We start from the raw sequence: 20956 nt of genomic DNA on the forward strand, positions 1-20956 counted from the left end.
CAGAAGCCGAAGACCCTGCTTCAAAAAGGTTACTCTTGATGCGCTCGATCTCACTGTTGCTCCTTGGCATGATTGCCGTTCCCCTCGAACTCGCCCACGCAGAACCGCCGCAGGACCAGTCTGTCGAGCAAAAGCTGGCCGATTTTGACGCGTTTGCCCGCGAGCACCGGGTGGAAAATTCGGTGCTCAGCATGTCCTATGCCATCGTCAAGGACGGGGAGATCATCGCAGCCGAAGGGATCGGCTGGCAGGATCACGATGCGGAAGAGCGAACGACCGCGGATACCAGCTATCTCGTCGCTTCGATTACCAAGACTTTCACTGCAGCGACCTTGCTCGGCATGGATGCCGATGGGACCATAGATCTGGATGCCCCATTCACCGATTTGAGTGATTGGGACGGTCGGTGTCAGTGGCTCTCCACCAGCGGCTTTCCCATGGGCGGGGGTGTACAGCTCGACGACGGATACACGCCGCCCAGTCTCGATTGTTCAGCCACGCTCAGCCTGCGCAACGTGCTGCAAATGCGCGTTCTTGGTGAGCCGGGCAGCAATTTCCTGTACAATCCGATTGTCTATGGTCGCCTCTCCAATTGGGTAGAGGAGCAGACCGGCGAACCCTTCGATATCTGGGTTCGCCGCCACGTCCTGGACAAAGCCGATTTGGCCAACATTGCCGCAGGCTGGCGCGATCCGAACGGCGGCGATGCGTTGCGGCTGCTCGCACCACCTTTCCGCCATGCTCCTGAGCAGGATGACAATCTCGATCCGTCCGCACTGCCCAACCCCGAGATGAACGGTTCGAGCGGGATCATCGCGAGCGCACGCGCGCTCGCCGAGTATTCAATCGCGCTTGACGAAGGCCGAATTCTCGACCCTGAACTGCGCACTAAGATGTGGACCCCACCGCGTGAAGCGGACGGCAGCGAAGCCAGCTATGCCTATGGTTGGTGGGCCCAGCGATGGAATGGCAAGCAGCTCGTGTGGCATGGCGGCTGGTGGCCGGATGCCTATGCAGGTCTTCTGCTCAAGGTTCCCGATGATGGCCTGACGCTGGTTGCTCTTGGCAATACGGACGGGCTGAACTGGGAAAACCGTCTGCAGGTGGCCGAAATCGAAAACTCTCCACTTGCCCTGAAGTTTCTCGAACTCTTCGCAAGCGACTAAGGGCGGGAAATCTTACTCGCCCTGCGCGGCGGCAGCGCCCGCGAGCGAACACCGATCAGTGACCGGTATCTCCCTCCCGGGTTCCGTCCTACTTGACCAGCTCAACCTGTTCCAAGTCGAAGCGACGCATGGCTTTCATCGGATAAGACGTGGATAGAAGCAACGAATCAGGACGATCTCTTGTGGCCGCAATCAATCCAAAGCTTGCTCTAGTTCTTCCTCATCGCACACCAAGTCAGGCTCGCTCTCCTTAACGGATGTAATCCTTAGTTGAAATTCCTCAGCAAGTGGGCCGGAAAAGAAATGACTCATCACGTGATTCACCCCGAACTGGTTTACAGTGCGCTTGTCGGGATTGAAGAACATGCCTCCGTACGGATGGGTTGAGATGATTTCATAGGATGGAAAATAGGTCACATCTTCGTAGTCATCGGCCATCTCCCCGGCCACACCGCGCAGGACCGATTTCGAATAAAACGTAGCGGGCAGCACGTGGTTATCGGTAGCGGTAGCCGTCAGCGGGACGGGGGAGACCGTCAGCAACATACGGGCATCCGGATTGATCGCCTTTAGCCGCTCCCACACTCCCCGTAGGTCTTTCGCGATCTCAGCATGCCGAAGGTTGTGGAAGCAGTATTTTTCAACCTCAAACGTGCCTGCGATTGTTCCCGGTGCCATCGGGAACATCGTGCCGTCTTCGACGAGTTCCCAACCTTCGGTCAGCCCCAATGTGAAAACGAACAAATCCAACGTCGCGAACATCTCTCGCACTTTGGCGAGGTGCCTTTCACGCAACATCAGCACCGCCTCGGCAGTGTCTTGCCCCACCGGCTCGATACCGGGACGAAGAGCATCAAAGTATCGGCCCTGCTTTTCCCAGACTCGTTCTGCAGGAATTCGCTCGCCGAACGCTTCGTCAAACAACTGGATTAGTTGTCTAGTCGTGTAAATATTGCCGTAGCGGCACGAGAAAACGCCGAAGCCCCAGCGGCGAGCTTCAGACTCAGTATCGAACAGTGGCGGTGCGGGTTCCATATCGATGAAGTTCGCGCCACGCCGGGCCAAATTGTTGCCGATGTGCTGAGCGAAGCAGCTTCCGGCAGTCGCAACCTTATGCTCCTTTTTCAACTGCAGCGGTTGCCACAGTTCTTCCATGTCGGCGAAATGTCTTTCTGCCACGGCCGGTCGCCAAAACGCTTTCGCGGGTTTGGATTTGTAGGGATTGTTACTCATGGCGAGAATCTCACATTTGCAGAAGATGACCGCGTATCAGTGCGGCGCGCTCTAAATCCTGTGCATCGAAAGAGAGAGACCTATCAACAGGTCGTGCGGAATCGACCCGCGCTTCGCGCAGCGCATGGCGCGCCACTAGTAGATCGTCTGCATTGATGGTCTTCGAGGTAAGAACAGCCCGGACCCAAGGTACCCACGCAGAGGGTGGGACCGAGCCGGAATGCCCGAGGATGTTCCAGAAACCAACGTCCAGAATCAGATTGGAGACATTGCTCGGATTCAGTTTCGAGGTGAAGTGTAAGAACTGAGTTTTTATGTGCCCATAGTCTCCCGCGCTTTGAAGATAGATAACGCGATTCGTGACAGGCTTCGCATAAATCGCACTTACAGAAATCGGCGCTTTTTGCTCGAACTTCTCGACCGTATCGCATGACGGCCAGCAAACTTGTCTCAGACGCTGAAATTGTGCATTCTGATAGTTCAGAAGATGCGTTTGGGGATTGGCTGCGACCGCGACGCTGCCTTCATCACGGGAAGAGTAAAACAGCGCCGCATAACCGCCTACGGATGCTCCGACATAAACTCGTCTTGGTGCCCCTAATGATCGAGCCACCTGTGCTATAAGTCCGCTCAATTTGTCGGGCAGGTTCCAGTTTTCTCCCCCAATGTACCAAGCCGCTCCAAGTTCAGGATCTGCCGCAAGGGTCGGATCGGATATCGAGATCTGATTTACGTCGATTGGCAAGAATGGTTGGAAGAACGGGTGGTCGCGCTTTTCCCTATTCAAAGCACCGTGAAAAATGATCACCAACGCCTTCATCCGGCCAGCCTTGTAGCGGAAAGGTATGCTTACACCGTCGTCGCTAAATACATACTGGCCGGCTTTCAACGGGCCATTGATCTCTCTAAGTCGAGCCGAATTTGAGCTCATTTCAAGTCTTTCATTTCGAGATATGGAGCTTCACACGACAGGGCTTCGAGAAAGAGATTGTCAGCTTCACCCAGGTCCGACCGCATTTCGCTCAAATGGCAGGTGAAACGCGCCTCGTCGAATCGAAACTGATTTTATTCTTGTGCGCCAATATCGCCAATCATATCGGTAGCCTTATTCGCGCAAGGAATTACGGCGAGGTTCATGGGCATTACACAAGAATTGGGCCTACCAATGAGCGGGTAAGTTCCCAAGGTCAGGCTCAAGGAAGTAGATATCTGCGGGCGCTAACCCGCGCTCGCTACTTGACCAGCTCAACCTGTTCGAAGTCGAGCTCCACCGGCGTAGCGCGGCCAAAGATGGAAACGCTGACCTTGACCTTCGCCTTGTCGAAATCGAGTTCTTCGACCACGCCGTTGAAGCTGGCGAACGGACCGTCGAGCACCTTGACCTGGTCGCCGATTTCGTAATCGACATTGACCTGCTGCTTGGGAGCGGATTTGGCTTCTTCGACACCGCCGAAATAGCGCGCGGCTTCTTTTTCGCTGATCGGCTGCGGCTTGTTGCCGGAACCCAGAAAACCGGTGACTTTCGGCGTGTTCTTGACGAGGTGATAGACGTCATCCGTCATGTTCAGCTTGGCAAGGACGTAGCCGGGCATGAACTTGCGCTCGACCTGGACTTTCTTGCCGCGCTTGACCTCGGTGATGGTCTCGGTCGGAACTTCGACCTCCTCGACGCCTTCGGCCAGGCCAAGACGCTCCGCTTCGGACAAGATCGCTTCCTTGACCTTGTTTTCGAAGCCGGAATAGGCGTGAATGATGTACCAGCGAGCCATGGATTATCCTTGAGAAAAGGGCCTGCCTTGTCCGCGTCGTCCTAGACGAGCGTGAGCAGGAAATTGACGATTGCGTTAAACAGGCTGTCGATCCCGAAGAAGAACAGCGACAGGATCACCATGAAGATGAAAACGAAGATCGCGGTGCGCACCGTCTCTTCGCGAGTGGGCCATACGACCTTGCCCGTTTCGGTGCGAACCTGGTTCACGAATTCGGGCAGGGATGTCTTGCGCTTTTTCTCTTCGGCCATTGGATCAGCCTCGTCCTTCTAAAACTGCGGTGCTTCCGGCGGTGACGTATAAGCCGCAAGGGCCGGATGCCAAGTCTGTCAGGTAAGTGTCGCCGCCGTCCGGGACAAGATCGCCGGAGGGACTTTTCAAACTGACAATGTCGGAAGACGGTTCGTCCCTTACGCCCCGCCCCGCGCAAAAGCAAGCGTGACGGCATGGCGAAAACGCACCAGTGGCGGGCAAATGCGAACCGGGGGCTAGTCAAGCCGGAAGTGCGGCTCTAGCGTGCGACGCTTCAATTCGGGATCACCCGTTCGGGGACGCATATCAATGTTCGAGGGGAAGCCATAATGGCTGCAACACCGACCGGCGCGGAAGCTTGGATCGCGCCGATCACCAATGTTTCGGATTTCATCTGGGGCGGCACTTGGAACGGGGCCGAGGTGCTCCCCTTCCCGCCAATGACGATCATCCTGCTGGGCATCGGCCTGTGGATCATGGTCGGGCTGAAATTCTATCCGCTCATCAAACTGGGCAGCGCATTCAAGGGGCTGTTTGCCAGCCGCAAGGGTTCGGGCGACGGTGAGATTTCCCCGTTCGCCGCGCTTTCCACTGCGCTTTCCGGACAGGTCGGAACGGGTAATCTTGCGGGCGTCGCGACCGCGATTGCGCTGGGCGGACCCGGAGCGATCTTCTGGATGTGGGTGACCGCGCTGTTCGGCATGGCGCTTGCTTTTGCCGAGGGTTCGCTCGCCATCCGATACCGTGAGCGCACCAGCGACGGTGTGCTGCGCGGCGGTCCGATGACGTATATCATGATGGGTCTCGGACCGAAGTGGACATGGCTGGCCATCGTCTTCTGCATCGGCACGCTGTTCTCCGCACTGGTCACGGGCAATTCGATTCAGGCGAATGCGGTTGCGGACGGGCTTAACGAGCTGTTCGGCATAGAGGAAGCGATCGGCGGAGCCATCGTCGCTGTACTCGTATTCGTCGTCATCATCGGCGGGATCAAATCGATCGGGAGCGTGGCTGAAAAGGTCATCCCGTTCATGGCGGGTGCGTATGTGATCATGGCAACAATCGCGCTGATCCTGAATTTTTCCGACCTGCCAGAGACATTCGGCCTGATCTTCTACGGCGCGTTCAACCCGCAGGCGGCGACGGGCGGTTTTGCCGGCGCAGCCATCATCATCGCGATTCGCGCTGGTGTGGCACGCGGATTGTTCTCGAACGAAGCAGGCCAGGGCTCCACCGCCATCGCCCACGCCGTGGCGCAGACCAACGATCCCGAACAGCAGGGCCGCATGGCAATGCTGGGCACGTTCATCGATACGATCGTCATCTGCACCATGACGGCGCTGGTGATTCTGACCGTTCGCGGTGATTTCACCGCAGGCGGCGAAGCGGTGCTGCATGCCTGGCAATCGGACCGGGTCGGTTTCGAAATGACGAGCGGCGCGTTTGCAGCGGCATTCCCGATCGAGCTGGCGGGCATCCCGATCGGAACGCTGATCGCCAGCATCGCGCTCATCCTGTTCGTGTTCACCACCCTGTTGACGTGGTCGTATTACGGTGAGCGTGCGATCACTTTCATCTACGACCGCATTCCGGGATCGAGCCGGGGCGGCGAAAAGACACTCCATATCATCTGGCGCGTCGTCTGGTGCGTGGTGATCTGGCTTGCCGCTGCGCAGCCATCGGAACTTGTCTGGCGTCTTGGCGATATTTCCAACGCTGCAATGGCCTTGCCGAACTTGCTCGCGCTGGCGCTGCTTTCCGGAGTCGTGTTCGCGATTGCCAAGGGCAACAAAAAAGCCGGCAAGACCTACACAGCCGATACGCCGGAGGAACCGGAGGAATATTGACGGGCGGCGCGCTTCGTCGCGCTGTCGACCGTTCCAGGCCTTAAAAGACAAAGGGCGCTGCGGATCTCTCCGCAGCGCCCTTTAACCTTTGAGACTGGTGCCCGGGATTACCGGGGACCGAACCAGCGTTCCAGCAGGCCGGGCTCTTCCATCGGCTGGATCCGGCCATATTTGATCTGGCGGAGCGAAGCGTCGGTGTGCGGGCGCGGGTTGGTCCATGCGTCTGGCTTGCTGGAGCGGATCGGAGCGCTCGTCATCTCATTGATCTCCTTGGCTAATCATCATGTCATATCGCTCTATTCAACCGCGATCGAATAGGTTGGTTCCCGTAGTGCGGATGACAGGATGCAGCAGGCACGCGGCGAACCGTGCGCCGCGCCTGTAAGAATACCGGGGAATGCCTGGGAAAAATGGCAGGGGCACAGAGACTCGAACTCTGGACCTTCGGTTTTGGAGACCGACGCTCTACCAACTGAGCTACGCCCCTGCACGAAAGCCGCGCTTTAGCGATGCGTTTTCGGATAGGCAACATCTCATGCGCGCGCCGCTCGCTTTGCCGCATCGAGCCTTCAAGCCACTGGCCTGATGCGCTGTGCGTGCTATCTTTGAGAGCACGATGCACTCTCCGTTCAGCCCCCTGATTCCGGTAGATACCTTGTTGCTCGCCTATCGCAGCGGCATATTCCCGATGGCCGACACGCGTGAGGACACCGAAATATTCTGGGTCGAACCGCGCGACCGCGCGATCATCCCGCTGGAAAACCTGCATATCTCGCGCAGCCTGCGCAAGGTTCTGCGCAGCGACCGTTATTCGGTCACCATCAACCGGGATTTCAGCAACGTCATCCGCGCCTGTTCAAAGCCGCGGCCGGGCCACCCGGAAAGCTGGATCAGCAACCGCATCATCGCGAGCTACGAACAGCTGCACGAATCTGGCCATGCGCATTCGGTGGAGTGCTGGCTGCCCGAAGACAATGGCGAGCCGGTGCTCGCTGGCGGGCTTTACGGAGTTGCCTTCGATTCGGTGTTTTGCGGGGAGAGCATGTTCAGCCGCGCGAGTGACGCCAGCAAGGTCGCGCTCTGCTGGCTCGTCGCGTTGATGCAAAACGCGGGTTTCACGCTGCTCGACTGCCAATTCATGACCGATCATCTCGCCTTCATGGGCGCAGTCGAGATCCCGCAGCAGGATTACCTGTCGCTCGTCTCAGAGGCATGCGGCAAAACGGACAAGACGCTGGCCCAAGCCTATCGCGATCTCGTCGAAACCGCGCGGGAGGGTCACTCGTCTCCGGGAAAGCTCATCGCGCAATCTTTGACCCAGACATCGTAGATCGGGTGCTCGACCACGTTGAGGCTGGGCGATTCCTTGAACAGCCAGCCTGAAAAGACGCGCGTATGATCGGTGTCCCGGCGGTTCTGAATATCCACCTGGACGAACGCGCCGGTTTCTTTTGGCATTTCCCACGGTGCGGTCCGTTCGCAGGCGGCAAGCGTGAGTATGACCGGACCTTCCTCGACCGTTTCGCCGGGGCGCATCTCGAAATCCTGGGTCACGTTGTTGCGCTTGTTTAGCAGGCCGATGGTCGCGACGCGCTCGGCCATGGGAGTTGCGCCGGTATTGCTCGACAAGGCCGCGTCGACGTCGTCCGGTGTATCCGGCTGCGCCGCCTCTTCCTGCTCGATCGGAACGACAACCGTATCCGGTTCCTCTGCTTCACCCCCGCAGCCGGCGAGTGCCAGCGCGATGCAAAACGGGAGAAACGGGTAGGAGGCGCGCATGGTCAGCCTGTCAGCCTTCGGGCGACCATGCCTCGTAATCGCCATCGGCACGGGCGCGTTTTCCGCCGCGTTCCAGTGCGCCCTGCGGGCGGTAGGCCTGTGCAGTGCCGGTGGCATTGGGCGTGTAATCGACTTCCCATATTTTGGCAGGCGGCAGATTGCTTTCCGGAATATCATCGAATGCGCCATGCAGCCAGCCATGCCATTCGGACGGCACGCGGCTCGCATCGTTCGCGCCATTGTAAATGACCCAGCGCTTCTCGTTCTGGGTGTAGGAGCCGGTCGACTTTCCGGTGTCTTTGGCTTTCTTGCGATAGTATTTGTTGCCGAGCCCATCGGTGCCGACATGCTCGCCGCCAACGCGCTTCGCCCACCAGTGTGTGCCAAGCGTGGCGCCGTCCCACCAGGTGAAGATTTTTCCGAAGATTCCCATGGGCGCGCAGTTAGCTCAATTGCCGCGCTGCGCCAAGCGGAACATCACTCCGCTTGGCCATCGGGAAGGGTATACATAACCTCGTCGCCAGGTTCGATACCCAGCTCTGCTGCGCGCCCTGCAATCAGTTCGAGCACGCCTGAAGTCAGCCCGGTCGAAGGCACTGATTCGGTGGAGTACGGCACCGTGTTCGCAGCGATATTGGTAATCCGGCCATCGGTGCCGATGAAGATGATGTCCAGCGACATCGGCGTGTTCTTCATCCAGAAACTGCGGGCCTGCGGCGTGTAACTGGGGAAGAACATCCCTTCGTTCTCGCCCATTTCCGTGCGGAACATCAGACCGCGATTTTGCTCCTGAGGCGTCGCGGCCACTTCGACTCTGAAAGGATGACGCGTCTGGCCGCTCACCACCACCAGGTCGATCACTTCCAGACCGGATACCGGATGACGGTCGATTTCAGCCGCTGCGGGCGGGGCAGCCGGGGTCTCGTCGGCGGCGCCAACGGGCGCACACGCGGCAGCCAGCAGCGCGACCGCGCCGAATGCAGGCCGAATGAAATCAAATACGATCGTGTTTTTCATTATCGTCATCGTCCCGGGCCTCCATCAGCCAGTCTTCGATATCGCCTGAATTCGCTGCATCGAGGATGAACCGCACATGTTCATATTGGTGGCCCGCTCGCAGCATGGCGGCAACCTGTTTTTCGCGTGCCTTGCGGTGTTCATCTCTGTCCTGAGGGGCGTCTTCGTCCTCCGCTGAACGGCCGAAGGGGCCGAAGCGGCGCTTCGTCGCGAGCATGATCGCGGCTTCGCGGCATCGGTATTCCCCCGGAGCGTTGTCCTCGCGCACCGTGTCTTCGACGCCCGCGGCCCACAAAGCCTGTTCGACACGCCTGGCGCCGTAACCGCGCGACGTCAAATCGCGCGTCTTCATCCGTGCATAGGCATCGTCATCGACGTAGCCCAGTTCGATCAGGCGCGAGACGAGAGCCGGGACATCGAGGTCGCAGCTGCGTCCATCGTCATCTTCGGCGACGCCGCGTTCGCGAATTTTGCGGGCAAGGTATGCTTCGAGCTTCGACCCGGTCGTCGCAAAGCGGGCGGCGTAGGATAGCGCGAGGTCGCGCAGCAGCGATTCGTCGAGAGGGCGCGATTTCTTGCGCCGACGAGCAGAATTGCCATCTGCACTCGGCCTACCGTAATCGCGACTATCTGGTGACGAATTCGTACCCATTGTAACTTTTTCGCCTTATTCGTGCCACACTCGTTATCAAATGGAAAAGAGTGGATCGCTCTAGGCATGGTAGCCATGAGAGCAAAGGGACATAATAGAGCGCGGACAACCGCGCTGCAAATAACGGGTATCGCTAAGAAAAATGAGGGACGACGCTTTGACGCCGACACCAAATGATTGCGATTTGCCGCGCATTCGCGCTCAGTTCGATACGTTTGGCGAAGCCATCGATTACGCCGCGCGGAGCAAAAAGGGCCTGAATTTCCACGATATGCGTGGACAACTCTCGCGGGTCTATCCTTACTCCGAAATGCGCGAAGACGCACTGGTGATGGCGCGCCGCCTGATTGCATTCGGGATCAAGCCTCAGGACCGTGTCGCCCTGATTGCCGAGACCGCTCCTGAATTTGCCAGCCTGTTTTGCGCGTGCATTTACGCGGGTGCCTGGCCCGTGCCGTTGCCGCTGCCGACCTCGTTCGGCGGCAAGGACAGCTACATCGATCAACTTGCGGTGCAGCTCGACAGCTCTGATCCGGCGATCCTGATCTATCCTGAAGAAATCGGCGAGATGGCCAGCGCCGCCGCTACTCGGCAGAATTGCCCCGGTGAAAGCTGGCAGGATTTCGCGAAGCGCGAGGCACCGGAATGCGACCTGCCGAAGCTGAACTCGGACGACATCTGCTATCTGCAATATTCCAGCGGATCGACCCGTTTCCCCACCGGCGTCGCGGTGACGCACAAGGCGTTGCTGCACAATCTTTACGGTCACGCCGTCTCGATGAATCTCGGCGATGACGATCGCTGTGTAAGCTGGCTGCCATGGTACCATGACATGGGACTGGTCGGGTGCTTCCTATCGCTGATCGCCAACCAGTTTTCGGTCGATCTGCTGAAGCCTGACGCGTTCGCGCGGCGGCCCCTTGCCTGGCTCGACATGATCAGTCGGAATCCCGGCCACACCGTCTCCTATTCGCCGACATTCGGTTACGATATCTGTGCGCGGCGCATTTCGAGCCAGTCCAATGTCGCCGAGCGTTTCGACCTGTCGCGCTGGCGGATCGCTGGCAATGGCGCGGACATGATCCGCCCCGACGTCATGCAAAGCTTCGTCAATGCCTTCAGCGAGGCCGGGTTCAAGGCGAGCGCCTTCACGCCGTCCTATGGTCTGGCCGAAGCGGTGCTCGCTGTCACCGTCATGCCTCCGGGCGAAGGCATTCGCGTCGAACTGGTCGAGGAAGAGCGCCTGTCCGGCACGCCCCGCGACATCTCGCGTCCAGCCCGCTACCGCGCCATCGTCAATTGCGGCAAGGCATTGCCCGATATGGAAGTGCTGATCTGCGGCGAAGACGGCAATGCGCGCGGCGACCACCAGATCGGCAAGGTCTGGTGCCGCGGCCCCAGCGTCATGCATTCCTATTTCCGCAACGAGGAAGCGACCGAAGATTGCCTCGTCGATGGCTGGCTCGACACAGGGGACATGGGTTATCTCGCCAATGATTACCTGTTCATCGTCGGTCGTGCCAAGGACATGATCATCATCAACGGCAAAAACCACTGGCCTCAGGATATCGAATGGGCGGTCGAGCAATTGCCCGGCTTCAACCACGGCGACATTGCTGCGTTCTCAGTCGAGACCGAAGGCGGCGAGGAAGCGCCCGCAGTGCTTGTTCATTGCCGCGTTGCCGATCCGGTCGAGCGCGCGAAACTGCGCGAGCAGATATCGGACAAGGTGCGATCGGTCACGGGGATGAGCTGCGTGGTCGAACTGGTCCCGCCGCGCACGCTGCCCCGCACGTCTTCGGGTAAACTCAGCCGGGCAAAGGCCAAGAAGCTGTATCTTTCGGGCGAAATCGTCCCGCTCGATCTGGCGGCATGAGCTGCGCGAGCTAATCAGCCGCCAGATTCATTCGGTCCTAAGCTGTCCCCATCGTGCCTGCAAAGGGCCAGACGTCGGGCGCACATCCACATCGACCCCGCGGCTCGAAAGAATCTCTGCTGCCGCCGTGGCACTGTCTGCGTCGCCTGTCAGAACGATAGGCAGTTCGATGCGGTTCGCAGCCCATTCGATGATACCGAGAGCACGCGTTCCTTCGAGGGTTGGGCCATTTTCATCGAACGGTATCTCCGCTGGAAGGGCTCCCGCAGGTGGCAGCAGTTCTATCGTCCATTCCGGTTCGGTCGAGGCGATGCGTTCTTCGAGCGCCCGGTAAACCGCGAGATTCGCATCTTCGAGCCGCTCGGCACGAACCAGCGCCCGCCGCCTGCTGCGGTCGATCAGGACATCACTTTCAGGCACGCCCGCGACCAGCGCCAGACGTTGGGCAAGATCCTCGGCACGGGCGGACGCTGCCGCCTCTTCGCTCGCACGCGCCGCTGAAAGCTGTGCCTGTTCGGCGGCGCTCGCGCTTGTACCGACCTGGTACTGAATCAATGACAACTCGACCGGGCGGTCAAGCCTGCTTGACAGAGCGCGCTCGATCTCCCCTTCCGCCTCGGCGAGCAGGGTTGGGGTGAGCATCGTGGCGTTCACGGTAAGCGGCTCGGTCCCGAATTCGATATCCAGCGCATCGATCAACGAGCGGTTGTCGAATTTCTCCTGAATCTCGGCCCTCACAATCCGCTGCGCGTTCGTTTGCCAAGCGATCTGCTGGAGCGAAAATGCGAGCGGGATAGCCAGGCCGATGAAGACGCTGGCCACGGCGACGTTCTGGAAAATAGTGTTGCGAGCGCTCAGCGTCGTTTTGAACCCGTAAAGCCGCGCCATGCCCCAGGCAGTGAGTGCAATGGTGATGAGGTTGGTTATGTAAAGCAACAAGGCGCCCGAAAAGACGGTCCAGTTCCATGTCGCGAGGCCAAAGCCGACCACCGCGAGCGGCGGCATCAAGGCAGTTGCGATCGCCACACCAACGATAGTGCCTTCGCGTCCGCGGATCATCGCATAGGCACCGGCGAGCGCGGAGAACAACGCCACGAACAGATCGAACAGGTTCGGCTGAGTGCGCGCCGCGATCTCTTGTGTGATGGTCTGTATCGGCGACATGTAAACCAGTGCCGCGGTCAGTCCTATGCCCATCGCACTGCCCCAAGCGAGGCTTCGGGCGGATTGTTTCAACCATTGGTAATCGCCGATCGCCAGTGCGAAGCCCAACCCCATGATCGGCCCCATCAGCGGCGAGAGCAGCATTGCGCCGATGACGACAGCAGGAGAGGAAAGCAGCAGGCCGAGCACCGCGATACCGGCGCTCATTGCGGTCATGAACAGGTAACGCTCCGAAAGCAGGCAATCCTCTCGCCGTTTTTCGATGACCTCGGCCTGATTGACCGTGCCGACGACATCGCGCAGCCACCATCGTCGCCAACTGAAAACGACACTGCCGAATGTGGAAGCCTGCGGTTTGACCTCTGTAGTTTCTCGTTCTTCGCTGGAAGTCGAAGCTGAAGGTGTACTGGTTTCGCTCACAATCGGACTTTATCCCATCCTTTGGACTTCAACATTTGCGCGGGTTTACGAGCCTTTACAGGCGAAGAATAGCAGAAACGCAAATCGTTGGATCGATGACGACAAACGCGCTAGCGTAGCGGAAATCTTGAAAGCCGTGTTTTAGATCACTAATACAGTAGAAATATCAGGGCCGCGCGAAACTGTGTTGAACGCGTGCATGAGGGAGCAAACGACAGGCATGAGCACCGAAATGACACCGGAGACCAAGACAAAGGCGCCTACGAAAACGGCCACCGATTTCGAGCTGACGCCGCCTGATCCCGTGCCAGAAATCGCTCCGGAAAAGGCTGCGGGACTTGTCCCCGTATCTTCCGAGCAGAAATCGAAGCTCGATACAAAGGTCGACGCTTTCGTTACCGATCTCGTTTCGGTTGACGCCAATTCGCCTGCTTTCGGTGAAAAGGTCGACCAGATCACGCGGATGGGTCAGGAACAGATCCGCGCTGCCGCCGCGCATTCGAACCGCTTCCTCGATCGCCCGGTGCGCGCGATGGATGCGGATAGCAGTGTCGGCAGCGACCTTGCAGAATTGCGCCGGACGGTCGAGGATCTCGACCCCGGCCGCAAGAACAAGCTGCTCAGCCCGCGCAAGCTGTTCGGCATAATCCCGTTCGGCAGCAAGCTGAAAAACTATTTCGACAGCTACACCTCGGCACAGGGCCACATCCAGGCGATTCTCGAACGGCTCGAAGGCGGCAAGAAAGAACTGCACCTCGACAACGCCGCGATCGATACGGAGCGGGCGAAACTGTGGGAGGCGATGGGCGAGCTGGAACAGATGATCCATATCGCCAAGAAATTGGATGAGCGGCTCGAGGCGAAGGCTCTCGAACTCGATTCGAGCGATCCCGAAAAGGCCAAGGCACTCCGGGAAAGCGCGCTGTTCTATGTGCGCCAGCGCACCCAGGACCTGCTGACGCAAATGGCAGTGAGCGTGCAGGGCTATCTCGCGCTCGACCTAGTCAAGAAAAACAATGTCGAACTGGTCAAGGGCGTCGACCGCGCCAGCACCACCACGGTGGGCGCGCTGCGTACGGCGGTGACGGTGGCGCAGGCCATGACCAATCAGAAATTGGTCCTTCAACAAATCACCTCGCTAAACCAGACGACAACCGACATCATCGATTCGACCAGCACGCTGCTGCGTGAACAGACCGCACAGATCCACGAGCAGGCCGCATCCTCGACGATCCCGCTCGAGACGCTGCAACGCGCCTTCCAGAACATCTACGACACGATGGACGAGGTCGACGAATTCAAGGTCCGCGCGCTCGACAGTATGAAGCAGACGGTAAATGTCCTGACCGACGAGGTCGAAAAGTCGAAAGGCTACATCGCCCGCGCCGAAGGGCAGGCCCAGGCTCAGGCGAAAGTCGCCTCCGAACCGTCATTGCTGGCGCTCGATAGCTGATGAACGACACGACGAGAGAATCCGACCAGATCATGCGCGCCGCGAAGCATTCGCTCGTGGTGCAACGCGAAGGCGGTACACACCGACCGGGCGACAGTATCGGGGCAGGATCGGCGGCGGCTAAACGCAAGAACTGGATCAAGCGCCTGAAGTATTTTCTGGGCGCGATGGTCACCATCTTCGTATCGGCATCGCTTGCCGGGATCGTTCTGAACGGGATCGGATTTACCGGTGTCATGATGACCGCCCTCGCCGTGATGGCGGCGGCTTATGTTTTCAGCAATTATCCGAAGGTCAAAACACCCAAACGCGCGGAGCTGGCCAAAGGCGATCCCCAGCAGATGGTCGCGCGAACCGAACTGTGGCTCGAAGCGCAGCGGCCCATGTTGCCCCCACCTGCGGCCAAGATCGTCGACGATCTCGGTGTGCAGCTCGATGCGCTCGGGCTCCAGCTCCAAACGGTCGATGCAAACCATCCTGCATCGCGAGAAGTGCGCGAGCTGGTGGGTGAATACATCCCGGAGACGATCGACAATTATCGCAAGGTTCCCGAACATCTTCGCAATCAGGACCACGCGGGCAAGACTGCCGACCAGCGCCTGACCGACAGCCTCACCAAGCTTTCCGGCGAGGTCGACCGGGTTACGCGCCGTCTGGCCGAAGGTGCGCTCGATGATCTCGCGATCAAGGACCGCTATCTGGAATACCGTTATGGCGGCGATGAATTGATCGAAGATATGTCCGGAAAATCGAATTGAGCGCCGCCGGATGCGCGTGAACCTTCCCCATGACCTCGGCAAAGAGGAAGTTCGCAAACGCATGCGCGAGCGAAGCCACGAGATTGCAGGCTATTTCCCGCCGGGCATGGCGACGATCAAGACATCCTGGCCCGATGACGATCAAATGGATCTGGTCGTCACCGCCGTCGGCCAGCGGATCGAGGGCGCGGTTGAGGTTTATGACGACGAGGTCGTGATCGAGATGAACTTGCCCGCAATGCTGGGTTTCTTGCGCGGCACGCTCGAACATGCCGTGCGAACCCAGGGCACTAAGCTGCTCGAATAAAACGGTTTCCAGCAAAACCTCTACAAACCAATTGCTTAGCGCAGTTGGGCATCGCCGTACGCATTGCAATACTTCGCGATATCTGTCATCAACGATTGACATTATGAGCCGACAAATCCCTATGACAGAACGGATTTGCGGTGGAGGAAGGGTTTTTCGATCAGCAAAGCTGCCAACACGAATGATCTGCGTTCCTGCCTGCGCGGGGCGACGGCGGCTGCTCACGATCAGCTCGACCGCACGATGCGCGAGGTCAGCGGTTGGTCAAGCGAAGCGGAATACCGGCAGTTCCTCAGCCTTCAATATGCTGCCCGCGCGCCCATCGAAGGCTGGCTTTCCGAAGAGGCTCCCGACGATCTGAAGCCCCCGCCGCAATGCCCGCTGATCGCCCGAGACCTGATGGCGCTCGACGCACCGGTTCCAAAAATCCCGGCACGCGTGTCAGCCAGCTTTTCCGCACCCCCCGCCGACCGCGCGGGAATTATGGGTGTCGCATGGGTGGTGGCCGGATCCGCGCTCGGTAATCGCTCGATCCTGAAAGAGCTGGACCACGCCGGACAGTCGCAATGGCCCTCCAGCTTCCTGGGCGACCCGCACATGCTCTCCTTCTGGAGCCGCCTGAAACGGCAAATGCGGGAGCCCGCCTCGGACGCTGATGTCGAGACGGCGACACAGGGCGCCTTTACCGCCTTCAACCATTTTACTGCCCACGCCCGGGAAACCGGTGTTCGGGCTTCCGATCTGCGCACCCATGAACGATCCTGCCCCATGAGCGTACCATGAATTATAGCCAGCCCAGATCGCAGTTCACTGAATGCGACCGCGAGGCCATCCATCATATCGCAGCCGTCCAGGATTTTGGTGCGCTGATCGCTGTCAATTCGGACTGGGTCATCGCCCAGCGATCCGTCAATTGCGCATCCATGCTCGACCTTGACGCCTTGCCGCAGGTCGGCGCGCGGCTGTCGGACCACTTCACGCCAAATGCGATGGACACGCTCAAAGCCGCGCTGGCGCGGCAATCGGGTGAGGACACGGTCGAACGGGTCTTCGGTCTGCGTTTGGTGCGCGGCGGGCAGCTGTTCGATTGCGCGCTGCATGCGAGCGGCAACCATTTGATCATCGAATTCGAGCCGCATGCCGAAGCCGAATACGCGGATCACCTCGCTTTGATCGGCCCTGTCCTGACGCAGCTTGAGCCGATCCGCGATTTGAAGACGCTTTTCGATACTGGCGCCACCTTGGTCCGGCAGATGCTCGGATACGACCGCGTCATGGTCTACAAGTTTCACCGTGACGAAAGCGGCGAAGTCATTGCCGAAGATCGCCGCGACGATCTCGAACCGTTTCGCGGTCTTCGTTACCCACGGGCTGATATTCCGCAACAGGCGCGCGAGCTGTTCCGTCGCAACCGTTTTCGCGTCATCGCCGATATGGACGCGGAGCCGGTCCCGATCGAGCCCGCCACTTCGATGTATGGCGAGCCGCTCGATCTTTCGATGAGCGTACTGCGCTCGCATTCGGCAATGCACGTGCAATACATGCGCAATATGGGCGTGCAGGCGTCGCTGACGATCGCGATCGTGCGCCAGGGCCGGCTGTGGGGAATGTTCTCGTGCCACCACACCGAACCCAAATTGCCAGCGTATTCGCTGCGCACAGTGGCCGAAATGTTCAGTCAGATGTTTTCCCTGATGCTGGACCGGATACTGATTGCCCGCACTGACGAACAGAACGCGCGCGGACGCAAGCTCCACGACCAGCTGATGTTGCGTTTCGCCGATGGAGACAGCCTGGCAAACAGCTTGCCAATGCTTGATGATGTGTTGCAGCAAGTCATCCCGCATGACGGGGCATCGGTTCTGACGGGCGATCATTACAGGGCGAGGGGCGCCGCTCCCAATCACGAACAATTCATGGCGCTGGCGCCCATTCTGAGCAGCGCACCCACCAGCCAGATCATCGCTACATCCGAACTCAAGGCGCAGATCGGCGATGCCGCCGAATTTGGCGACATCGCCGCAGGAGCGCTGGTGCTTCCCGTTTCGCGCAGCCCGCGCGATTACCTCGTGCTGTGGCGCAAACCGCTCACACAGGTCGTGACATGGGCCGGCGATCCTACAAAGACCACGGCAGAGCCGGGACAGCGGCTTCATCCGCGCGGCAGTTTTGCCGCTTGGGAAGAAAGCGTCGAGGGCAGAAGCGAAGAATGGTCCGACGACGAAATCCAGATCGCTGAATCGCTGCGGGTGACTCTACTCGAAGTCATCCTGCGGATGACCGACGAAACAGCGCAGGAACGCGCACGCGCGCAGGAGCAGCAAGAGCTCCTGATTGCAGAGCTGAACCACCGTGTTCGCAACATTCTGAACCTGATCCGCGGCCTGGTATCGCAATCGCAGGACGAGGCGATGAGCGTCTCCAACTTCGCCGCAATCATCGGCGGGCGCATTTCCGCTCTGGCGTCGGCACATGACAACATCACGCGAGAGAACTGGGCGCCTGCCCCGCTCTCCGCACTGTTCGATACCGAACTGGGTGCCTATCTGAGCGAAAAGAGAGGGCGATTCACGCTGATCGGCGACGATGTGCTGATCCGGCCCGAGGCGTACACCGTGCTCGCGCTGGTCGTGCACGAACTGGTCACCAATTCCGCCAAATACGGTTGCCTTTGCGACAGCTCAGGCCAGCTTACCGTCAAGCTCAAACGCAACGGTTTCGGCGATCTTGAGATCAAGTGGCAGGAACGCGGCGGCCCGCCGGTCAAGCCGCCGACGCGCCGGGGCTTCGGATCGACGATCATAGAACGATCGATACCTCACGAATTGAAAGGCGATGCCATTTTGCGTTTCAAGCTTTCGGGCCTCGAAGCAGACTTCACCATCCCTGCGCGTTTCGTCGATTCCAATATCGTGACGCCTTTGGAGAACGCCGAGCAACTTGCAGCTAATGACACCGGTCCCGAAACCGAAGTCGATACGGTGGATGAAGTATCGCTGCCGGAACACGTCCTGATCGTGGAAGACAGCATGATTATCGCTCTGGATACCGAAGAAAATCTGAAGCGGCTGGGGGTGAAGTCCGTCCGCGTCGAAGGCAACGTCGCGGGCGCGCTGACCGCAATCGCGGCAAAAGAACCCGATTTCGCGATTATCGACTTCAACCTGGGGACCGAGTCCAGCGAACCTGTAGCGCGCGAGCTCAAAGAGCGCGGCGTACGCTTCGTGCTCGCCACCGGCTATGCCGAGATGGCGAACGAGGTCGAGGAACTCGGGGCAGATGCGCTGCTGCGCAAGCCTTATGACAGGGACGATCTGGAGAAAGCCTTGAAGGCCGGACGCGCCGACACCGCTTCCGTCAAGACAGCACAGGACGGGTGAGCAAGGTCACTTCCTCTGCGCTGAAATCGAGCGAAGCAATATCTGGCGCATAGAGGCACTCGCCTACGCCTGCGACAGCCGATCCATCCAGCGCGCGCACCGTACCCGACAAGGGTAGTGCAAGCAGTCCTTCCGCGTAGAGCTCATGATAGGACGGGTCTGGCGAGCCTTCGATCCGATCTAGGCGGAAGTGGCGGCCATCGATAAGCGCGGGTTCACGCACTTCGACTGTCCCGCGATGCTCGGCCGAATACGGGCGGCAATCGGCCACCGCCATCGCGCGGTCGAGGTGCAGCTCACGCGGTCTCCCGTAATCGTACAGCCGGAAGGTCGTGTCGCTGTTCTGCTGCACCTCAACCAGCGACAATCCCGGCCCGATCGCGTGCACGGTGCCCGCGGGCAGGTAGAAGATGTCGCCTGCCCTCGCCTCGTGCCAAGCGAGCAGGTCTTCGACCGAGCCATCCAGCGCCGCCTGCCGCACCGTATCGGGCGGCAGCTCGTCCTTGAAACCGATGGCAAGGCTCGCCCCCGGTTCGGCGTCGAGAACCAGCCAGCATTCCTCCTTGCCATCTTCCCCGGCAAGTGCCTCGGCATCGGATGGATGAACCTGAACCGAAAGCTTTTCACTCGTGAACAGGTATTTCACGAGCAATTGCGGGAGCTCCGGCGGCGGCTCGAACCAGATCTCGCCGATCCGCGTGTCCGCTTCAGTCTGAAACGGTGCGGGCAAGATATCCCTGCCCCAGACTTTTTCGACCGACCGGGTGGTTAGCAGACGCGCTCTAGCAGAAGCCGGGACTTCGCTCATTGGTCCATCGCTCCAGGAAGCTTCCCGACCCGCTGTGCGCCTTCCCGTGTCGTGACAAGAACCTCATCGCCCGACACGACAATGCAAACATCATCCAGCCCGACAGCAGAAATCCGCGGCCCATCGGTCAAAGCCATGACTTTCGTGCAATTGTCGAGATCGACTGTGCCGCGCGTGATGTTGCCTTCGTCCTGCTCGTCCGGCATCGCATCGTGCAGCGCCGCCCAGTTTCCGATATCGGACCACCCCATATCGGCGGGCACCATGGCAGCGCGCGCCGTGTTTTCCATGACGGCATAATCGATGGAGTCACCCTCAATCGCGCCGAACGGGGCTGCGGAGGGATAGAACCGGCTGCCTTCGTCCGAGCCCTGCGACACCGCCTGCGCAACCAGATCTGCCATTTCAGGGCGATAGGCGCGTAATTCTTCGAGTAGAAAGCCTGCGCGAAACGCGAATATGCCGCCGTTCCAGCTGTATTCGCCGCTGTCGAGATATGAGCGGGCGCGTTCGATATCCGGTTTCTCGACAAAGCGCGCGATCCGGTAACCTCCTGGAAGGGGGTCACCGCGATGCAGATAGCCATAACCGGTTTCGGGATGTGTTGGCGCAATGCCGAACGATACCAACCAGTCGTCCGCCGCAAGATCCGCAGCCGCCAGAGCAGCCGCGCGGAATGCAGCCTCGTCGGAAATATGATGATCGCTGGGACAGACAAGCATGATGTCGTCAGCTGGCAGTATCGCGGCGGCGAGCGCGATAGCCGGCGCAGTGTTGCGCGCGCATGGTTCAACGATCAGCCGATGCCCTCGCCCCGCTGTTGACGGTGTGGCAATCTGCGCCTCGATAAGATCGATATGCTGCTCGCCGGCAACCACGATCGGCGCGGCGAAACGATCATCGCCAGCGACGCGGCCGATCGCCTCTTCGAACAGGGTCTGTTCGCCAATGAGGGGAAGAAAAGGCTTTGGCTTGTCTTTCCGGCTGACCGGCCACAACCGCGTACCACTGCCTCCGCACAGAATGACCGGATGGATCGGGTTGGACATGGATTAGCTTTTCAACCTCATTGCCT

The 20956-nt window shown here is 59.4% G+C and carries 21 protein-coding genes and 1 tRNA gene; 9 read left to right on the top strand and 13 right to left on the bottom strand.

All coding sequences use genetic code 11. The features are described from left to right. The first annotated feature begins 38 nt into the window (after positions 1-38). Entirely contained in the window at positions 39-1166 is a 1128-nt protein-coding gene (locus tag KCG45_RS02720) for a serine hydrolase domain-containing protein (protein WP_218315586.1), read from the top strand. Positions 1167-1358: 192 nt separating this feature from the next. Here the strand turns inward: KCG45_RS02720 and KCG45_RS02725 are convergent, their stop codons facing one another. The 4 genes from KCG45_RS02725 to secE form a co-directional block, all read right to left on the bottom strand. Beyond that, entirely contained in the window at positions 1359-2399 is a 1041-nt protein-coding gene (locus tag KCG45_RS02725; protein ID WP_218315587.1) for a GSCFA domain-containing protein, read from the bottom strand. Between the two features lie 10 nt (positions 2400-2409). Then, a complete protein-coding gene (locus KCG45_RS02730) occupies positions 2410-3330 on the bottom strand; it encodes a hypothetical protein (RefSeq protein WP_218315588.1) in 921 nt (306 codons plus the stop codon). 301 nt (positions 3331-3631) lie between these two features. Continuing rightward, positions 3632-4168, bottom strand: a complete 537-nt coding sequence (gene nusG / locus KCG45_RS02735; protein WP_190788256.1) for a transcription termination/antitermination protein NusG — start codon at positions 4166-4168, stop codon at positions 3632-3634. Between the two features lie 41 nt (positions 4169-4209). Further along, the gene (secE, locus tag KCG45_RS02740; protein WP_218315589.1) at positions 4210-4419 is read right to left on the bottom strand and encodes a preprotein translocase subunit SecE; all 210 of its coding nucleotides are present in this window, start codon (positions 4417-4419) and stop codon (positions 4210-4212) included. A gap of 330 nt (positions 4420-4749) precedes the next feature. On the opposite strand from secE, the gene KCG45_RS02745 reads away from it, so the two are divergent. Continuing rightward, complete coding sequence (locus KCG45_RS02745) at positions 4750-6267, top strand: alanine/glycine:cation symporter family protein (RefSeq protein WP_218315590.1); 1518 nt, start codon at positions 4750-4752, stop codon at positions 6265-6267. Between the two features lie 107 nt (positions 6268-6374). On the opposite strand, the gene KCG45_RS02750 is transcribed toward KCG45_RS02745, so the two are convergent. After that, the gene (locus KCG45_RS02750; RefSeq protein WP_218315591.1) at positions 6375-6524 is read right to left on the bottom strand and encodes a hypothetical protein; all 150 of its coding nucleotides are present in this window, start codon (positions 6522-6524) and stop codon (positions 6375-6377) included. 154 nt (positions 6525-6678) lie between these two features. Beyond that, a tRNA-Trp gene (locus tag KCG45_RS02755) sits at positions 6679-6754 on the bottom strand. A gap of 129 nt (positions 6755-6883) precedes the next feature. Here KCG45_RS02755 and aat point away from each other — a divergent pair. Next, on the top strand, positions 6884-7597 hold the full coding sequence (gene aat, locus KCG45_RS02760; protein WP_218315592.1) for a leucyl/phenylalanyl-tRNA--protein transferase: 714 nt from the start codon (positions 6884-6886) through the stop codon (positions 7595-7597). On the opposite strand, the gene KCG45_RS02765 is transcribed toward aat, so the two are convergent. The 4 genes from KCG45_RS02765 to KCG45_RS02780 are packed head-to-tail and all read right to left on the bottom strand — an operon-like array spanning position 7546 to position 9715. Next, positions 7546-8091 carry a DUF2155 domain-containing protein gene (locus KCG45_RS02765; protein WP_255547920.1) on the bottom strand — a complete coding sequence of 182 codons (546 nt, stop codon included), beginning with the start codon at positions 8089-8091 and terminating at the stop codon, positions 7546-7548. The genes aat and KCG45_RS02765 overlap by 52 nt on opposite strands. Next, positions 8057-8479, bottom strand: coding sequence for an NADH:ubiquinone oxidoreductase subunit NDUFA12 (locus KCG45_RS02770; RefSeq protein WP_218315593.1), 423 nt, complete (start codon positions 8477-8479; stop codon positions 8057-8059). The genes KCG45_RS02765 and KCG45_RS02770 overlap by 35 nt, the downstream gene beginning before the upstream one ends. 44 nt (positions 8480-8523) lie before the next feature. After that, on the bottom strand, positions 8524-9072 hold the full coding sequence (locus tag KCG45_RS02775) for a DUF192 domain-containing protein (protein ID WP_255547921.1): 549 nt from the start codon (positions 9070-9072) through the stop codon (positions 8524-8526). Beyond that, on the bottom strand, positions 9041-9715 hold the full coding sequence (locus tag KCG45_RS02780) for a regulatory protein RecX (RefSeq protein ID WP_218315594.1): 675 nt from the start codon (positions 9713-9715) through the stop codon (positions 9041-9043). Before KCG45_RS02780 ends, KCG45_RS02775 begins: the two co-directional genes overlap by 32 nt. Positions 9716-9857: 142 nt before the next feature. Here KCG45_RS02780 and KCG45_RS02785 point away from each other — a divergent pair, with 142 nt between their 5' ends. Next, a complete protein-coding gene (locus KCG45_RS02785; protein ID WP_218315595.1) occupies positions 9858-11591 on the top strand; it encodes a fatty acyl-AMP ligase in 1734 nt (577 codons plus the stop codon). Positions 11592-11618: 27 nt separating this feature from the next. On the opposite strand, the gene KCG45_RS02790 is transcribed toward KCG45_RS02785, so the two are convergent. Further along, positions 11619-13175: a DUF389 domain-containing protein gene (locus KCG45_RS02790; protein ID WP_369410713.1), complete on the bottom strand. Its 1557-nt coding sequence runs from the start codon at positions 13173-13175 to the stop codon at positions 11619-11621. A 220-nt stretch (positions 13176-13395) separates the two neighbouring features. Between KCG45_RS02790 and KCG45_RS02795 the strand changes: the two genes are divergently transcribed. The 5 genes from KCG45_RS02795 (at position 13396) to KCG45_RS02815 (ending at position 19073) form a co-directional block, all read left to right on the top strand. Further along, positions 13396-14628, top strand: coding sequence for a toxic anion resistance protein (locus KCG45_RS02795; RefSeq protein ID WP_439648897.1), 1233 nt, complete (start codon positions 13396-13398; stop codon positions 14626-14628). Beyond that, positions 14628-15386: a hypothetical protein gene (locus KCG45_RS02800; RefSeq protein WP_218315596.1), complete on the top strand. Its 759-nt coding sequence runs from the start codon at positions 14628-14630 to the stop codon at positions 15384-15386. The genes KCG45_RS02795 and KCG45_RS02800 overlap by 1 nt, the downstream gene beginning before the upstream one ends. 10 nt (positions 15387-15396) lie before the next feature. Then, a complete protein-coding gene (locus KCG45_RS02805; protein WP_218315597.1) occupies positions 15397-15693 on the top strand; it encodes a polyhydroxyalkanoic acid system family protein in 297 nt (98 codons plus the stop codon). A gap of 135 nt (positions 15694-15828) precedes the next feature. Next, positions 15829-16476, top strand: a complete 648-nt coding sequence (locus KCG45_RS02810) for a biliverdin-producing heme oxygenase (protein ID WP_218315598.1) — start codon at positions 15829-15831, stop codon at positions 16474-16476. Then, on the top strand, positions 16473-19073 hold the full coding sequence (locus KCG45_RS02815) for an HWE histidine kinase domain-containing protein (protein ID WP_218315599.1): 2601 nt from the start codon (positions 16473-16475) through the stop codon (positions 19071-19073). Before KCG45_RS02810 ends, KCG45_RS02815 begins: the two co-directional genes overlap by 4 nt. On the opposite strand, the gene KCG45_RS02820 is transcribed toward KCG45_RS02815, so the two are convergent. Both KCG45_RS02820 and KCG45_RS02825 read right to left on the bottom strand, forming a co-directional pair. Continuing rightward, positions 19051-19881, bottom strand: a complete 831-nt coding sequence (locus tag KCG45_RS02820) for a class I mannose-6-phosphate isomerase (RefSeq protein WP_218315600.1) — start codon at positions 19879-19881, stop codon at positions 19051-19053. The two genes, KCG45_RS02815 and KCG45_RS02820, sit on opposite strands and share 23 nt — an antisense overlap. Next, positions 19878-20930: a mannose-1-phosphate guanylyltransferase gene (locus tag KCG45_RS02825; protein WP_218315601.1), complete on the bottom strand. Its 1053-nt coding sequence runs from the start codon at positions 20928-20930 to the stop codon at positions 19878-19880. The genes KCG45_RS02820 and KCG45_RS02825 overlap by 4 nt, the downstream gene beginning before the upstream one ends. Positions 20931-20956: the final 26 nt, after the last annotated feature.

The sequence above is a fragment of the Erythrobacter ani genome (assembly GCF_019204025.1).
In the GTDB taxonomy this organism is placed as follows: domain Bacteria; phylum Pseudomonadota; class Alphaproteobacteria; order Sphingomonadales; family Sphingomonadaceae; genus Erythrobacter; species Erythrobacter ani.

Coding starts and splice junctions, on each gene's coding strand:
- KCG45_RS02800 (WP_218315596.1), top strand. CDS start 14,628: ATGAACGACACGACGAGAGAATCCGACCAGATCATGCGCGCCGCGAAG.
- KCG45_RS02775 (WP_255547921.1), bottom strand. CDS start 9,072: ATGACGATAATGAAAAACACGATCGTATTTGATTTCATTCGGCCTGCA.
- KCG45_RS02780 (WP_218315594.1), bottom strand. CDS start 9,715: ATGGGTACGAATTCGTCACCAGATAGTCGCGATTACGGTAGGCCGAGT.
- KCG45_RS02720 (WP_218315586.1), top strand. CDS start 39: ATGCGCTCGATCTCACTGTTGCTCCTTGGCATGATTGCCGTTCCCCTC.
- aat (WP_218315592.1), top strand. CDS start 6,884: ATGCACTCTCCGTTCAGCCCCCTGATTCCGGTAGATACCTTGTTGCTC.
- KCG45_RS02825 (WP_218315601.1), bottom strand. CDS start 20,930: ATGTCCAACCCGATCCATCCGGTCATTCTGTGCGGAGGCAGTGGTACG.
- KCG45_RS02805 (WP_218315597.1), top strand. CDS start 15,397: ATGCGCGTGAACCTTCCCCATGACCTCGGCAAAGAGGAAGTTCGCAAA.
- KCG45_RS02725 (WP_218315587.1), bottom strand. CDS start 2,399: ATGAGTAACAATCCCTACAAATCCAAACCCGCGAAAGCGTTTTGGCGA.
- KCG45_RS02820 (WP_218315600.1), bottom strand. CDS start 19,881: ATGAGCGAAGTCCCGGCTTCTGCTAGAGCGCGTCTGCTAACCACCCGG.
- nusG (WP_190788256.1), bottom strand. CDS start 4,168: ATGGCTCGCTGGTACATCATTCACGCCTATTCCGGCTTCGAAAACAAG.
- KCG45_RS02765 (WP_255547920.1), bottom strand. CDS start 8,091: ATGGCGATTACGAGGCATGGTCGCCCGAAGGCTGACAGGCTGACCATG.
- KCG45_RS02770 (WP_218315593.1), bottom strand. CDS start 8,479: ATGGGAATCTTCGGAAAAATCTTCACCTGGTGGGACGGCGCCACGCTT.
- secE (WP_218315589.1), bottom strand. CDS start 4,419: ATGGCCGAAGAGAAAAAGCGCAAGACATCCCTGCCCGAATTCGTGAAC.
- KCG45_RS02795 (WP_439648897.1), top strand. CDS start 13,396: ATGAGCACCGAAATGACACCGGAGACCAAGACAAAGGCGCCTACGAAA.
- KCG45_RS02750 (WP_218315591.1), bottom strand. CDS start 6,524: ATGACGAGCGCTCCGATCCGCTCCAGCAAGCCAGACGCATGGACCAAC.
- KCG45_RS02730 (WP_218315588.1), bottom strand. CDS start 3,330: ATGAGCTCAAATTCGGCTCGACTTAGAGAGATCAATGGCCCGTTGAAA.
- KCG45_RS02745 (WP_218315590.1), top strand. CDS start 4,750: ATGGCTGCAACACCGACCGGCGCGGAAGCTTGGATCGCGCCGATCACC.
- KCG45_RS02815 (WP_218315599.1), top strand. CDS start 16,473: ATGAATTATAGCCAGCCCAGATCGCAGTTCACTGAATGCGACCGCGAG.
- KCG45_RS02785 (WP_218315595.1), top strand. CDS start 9,858: ATGAGGGACGACGCTTTGACGCCGACACCAAATGATTGCGATTTGCCG.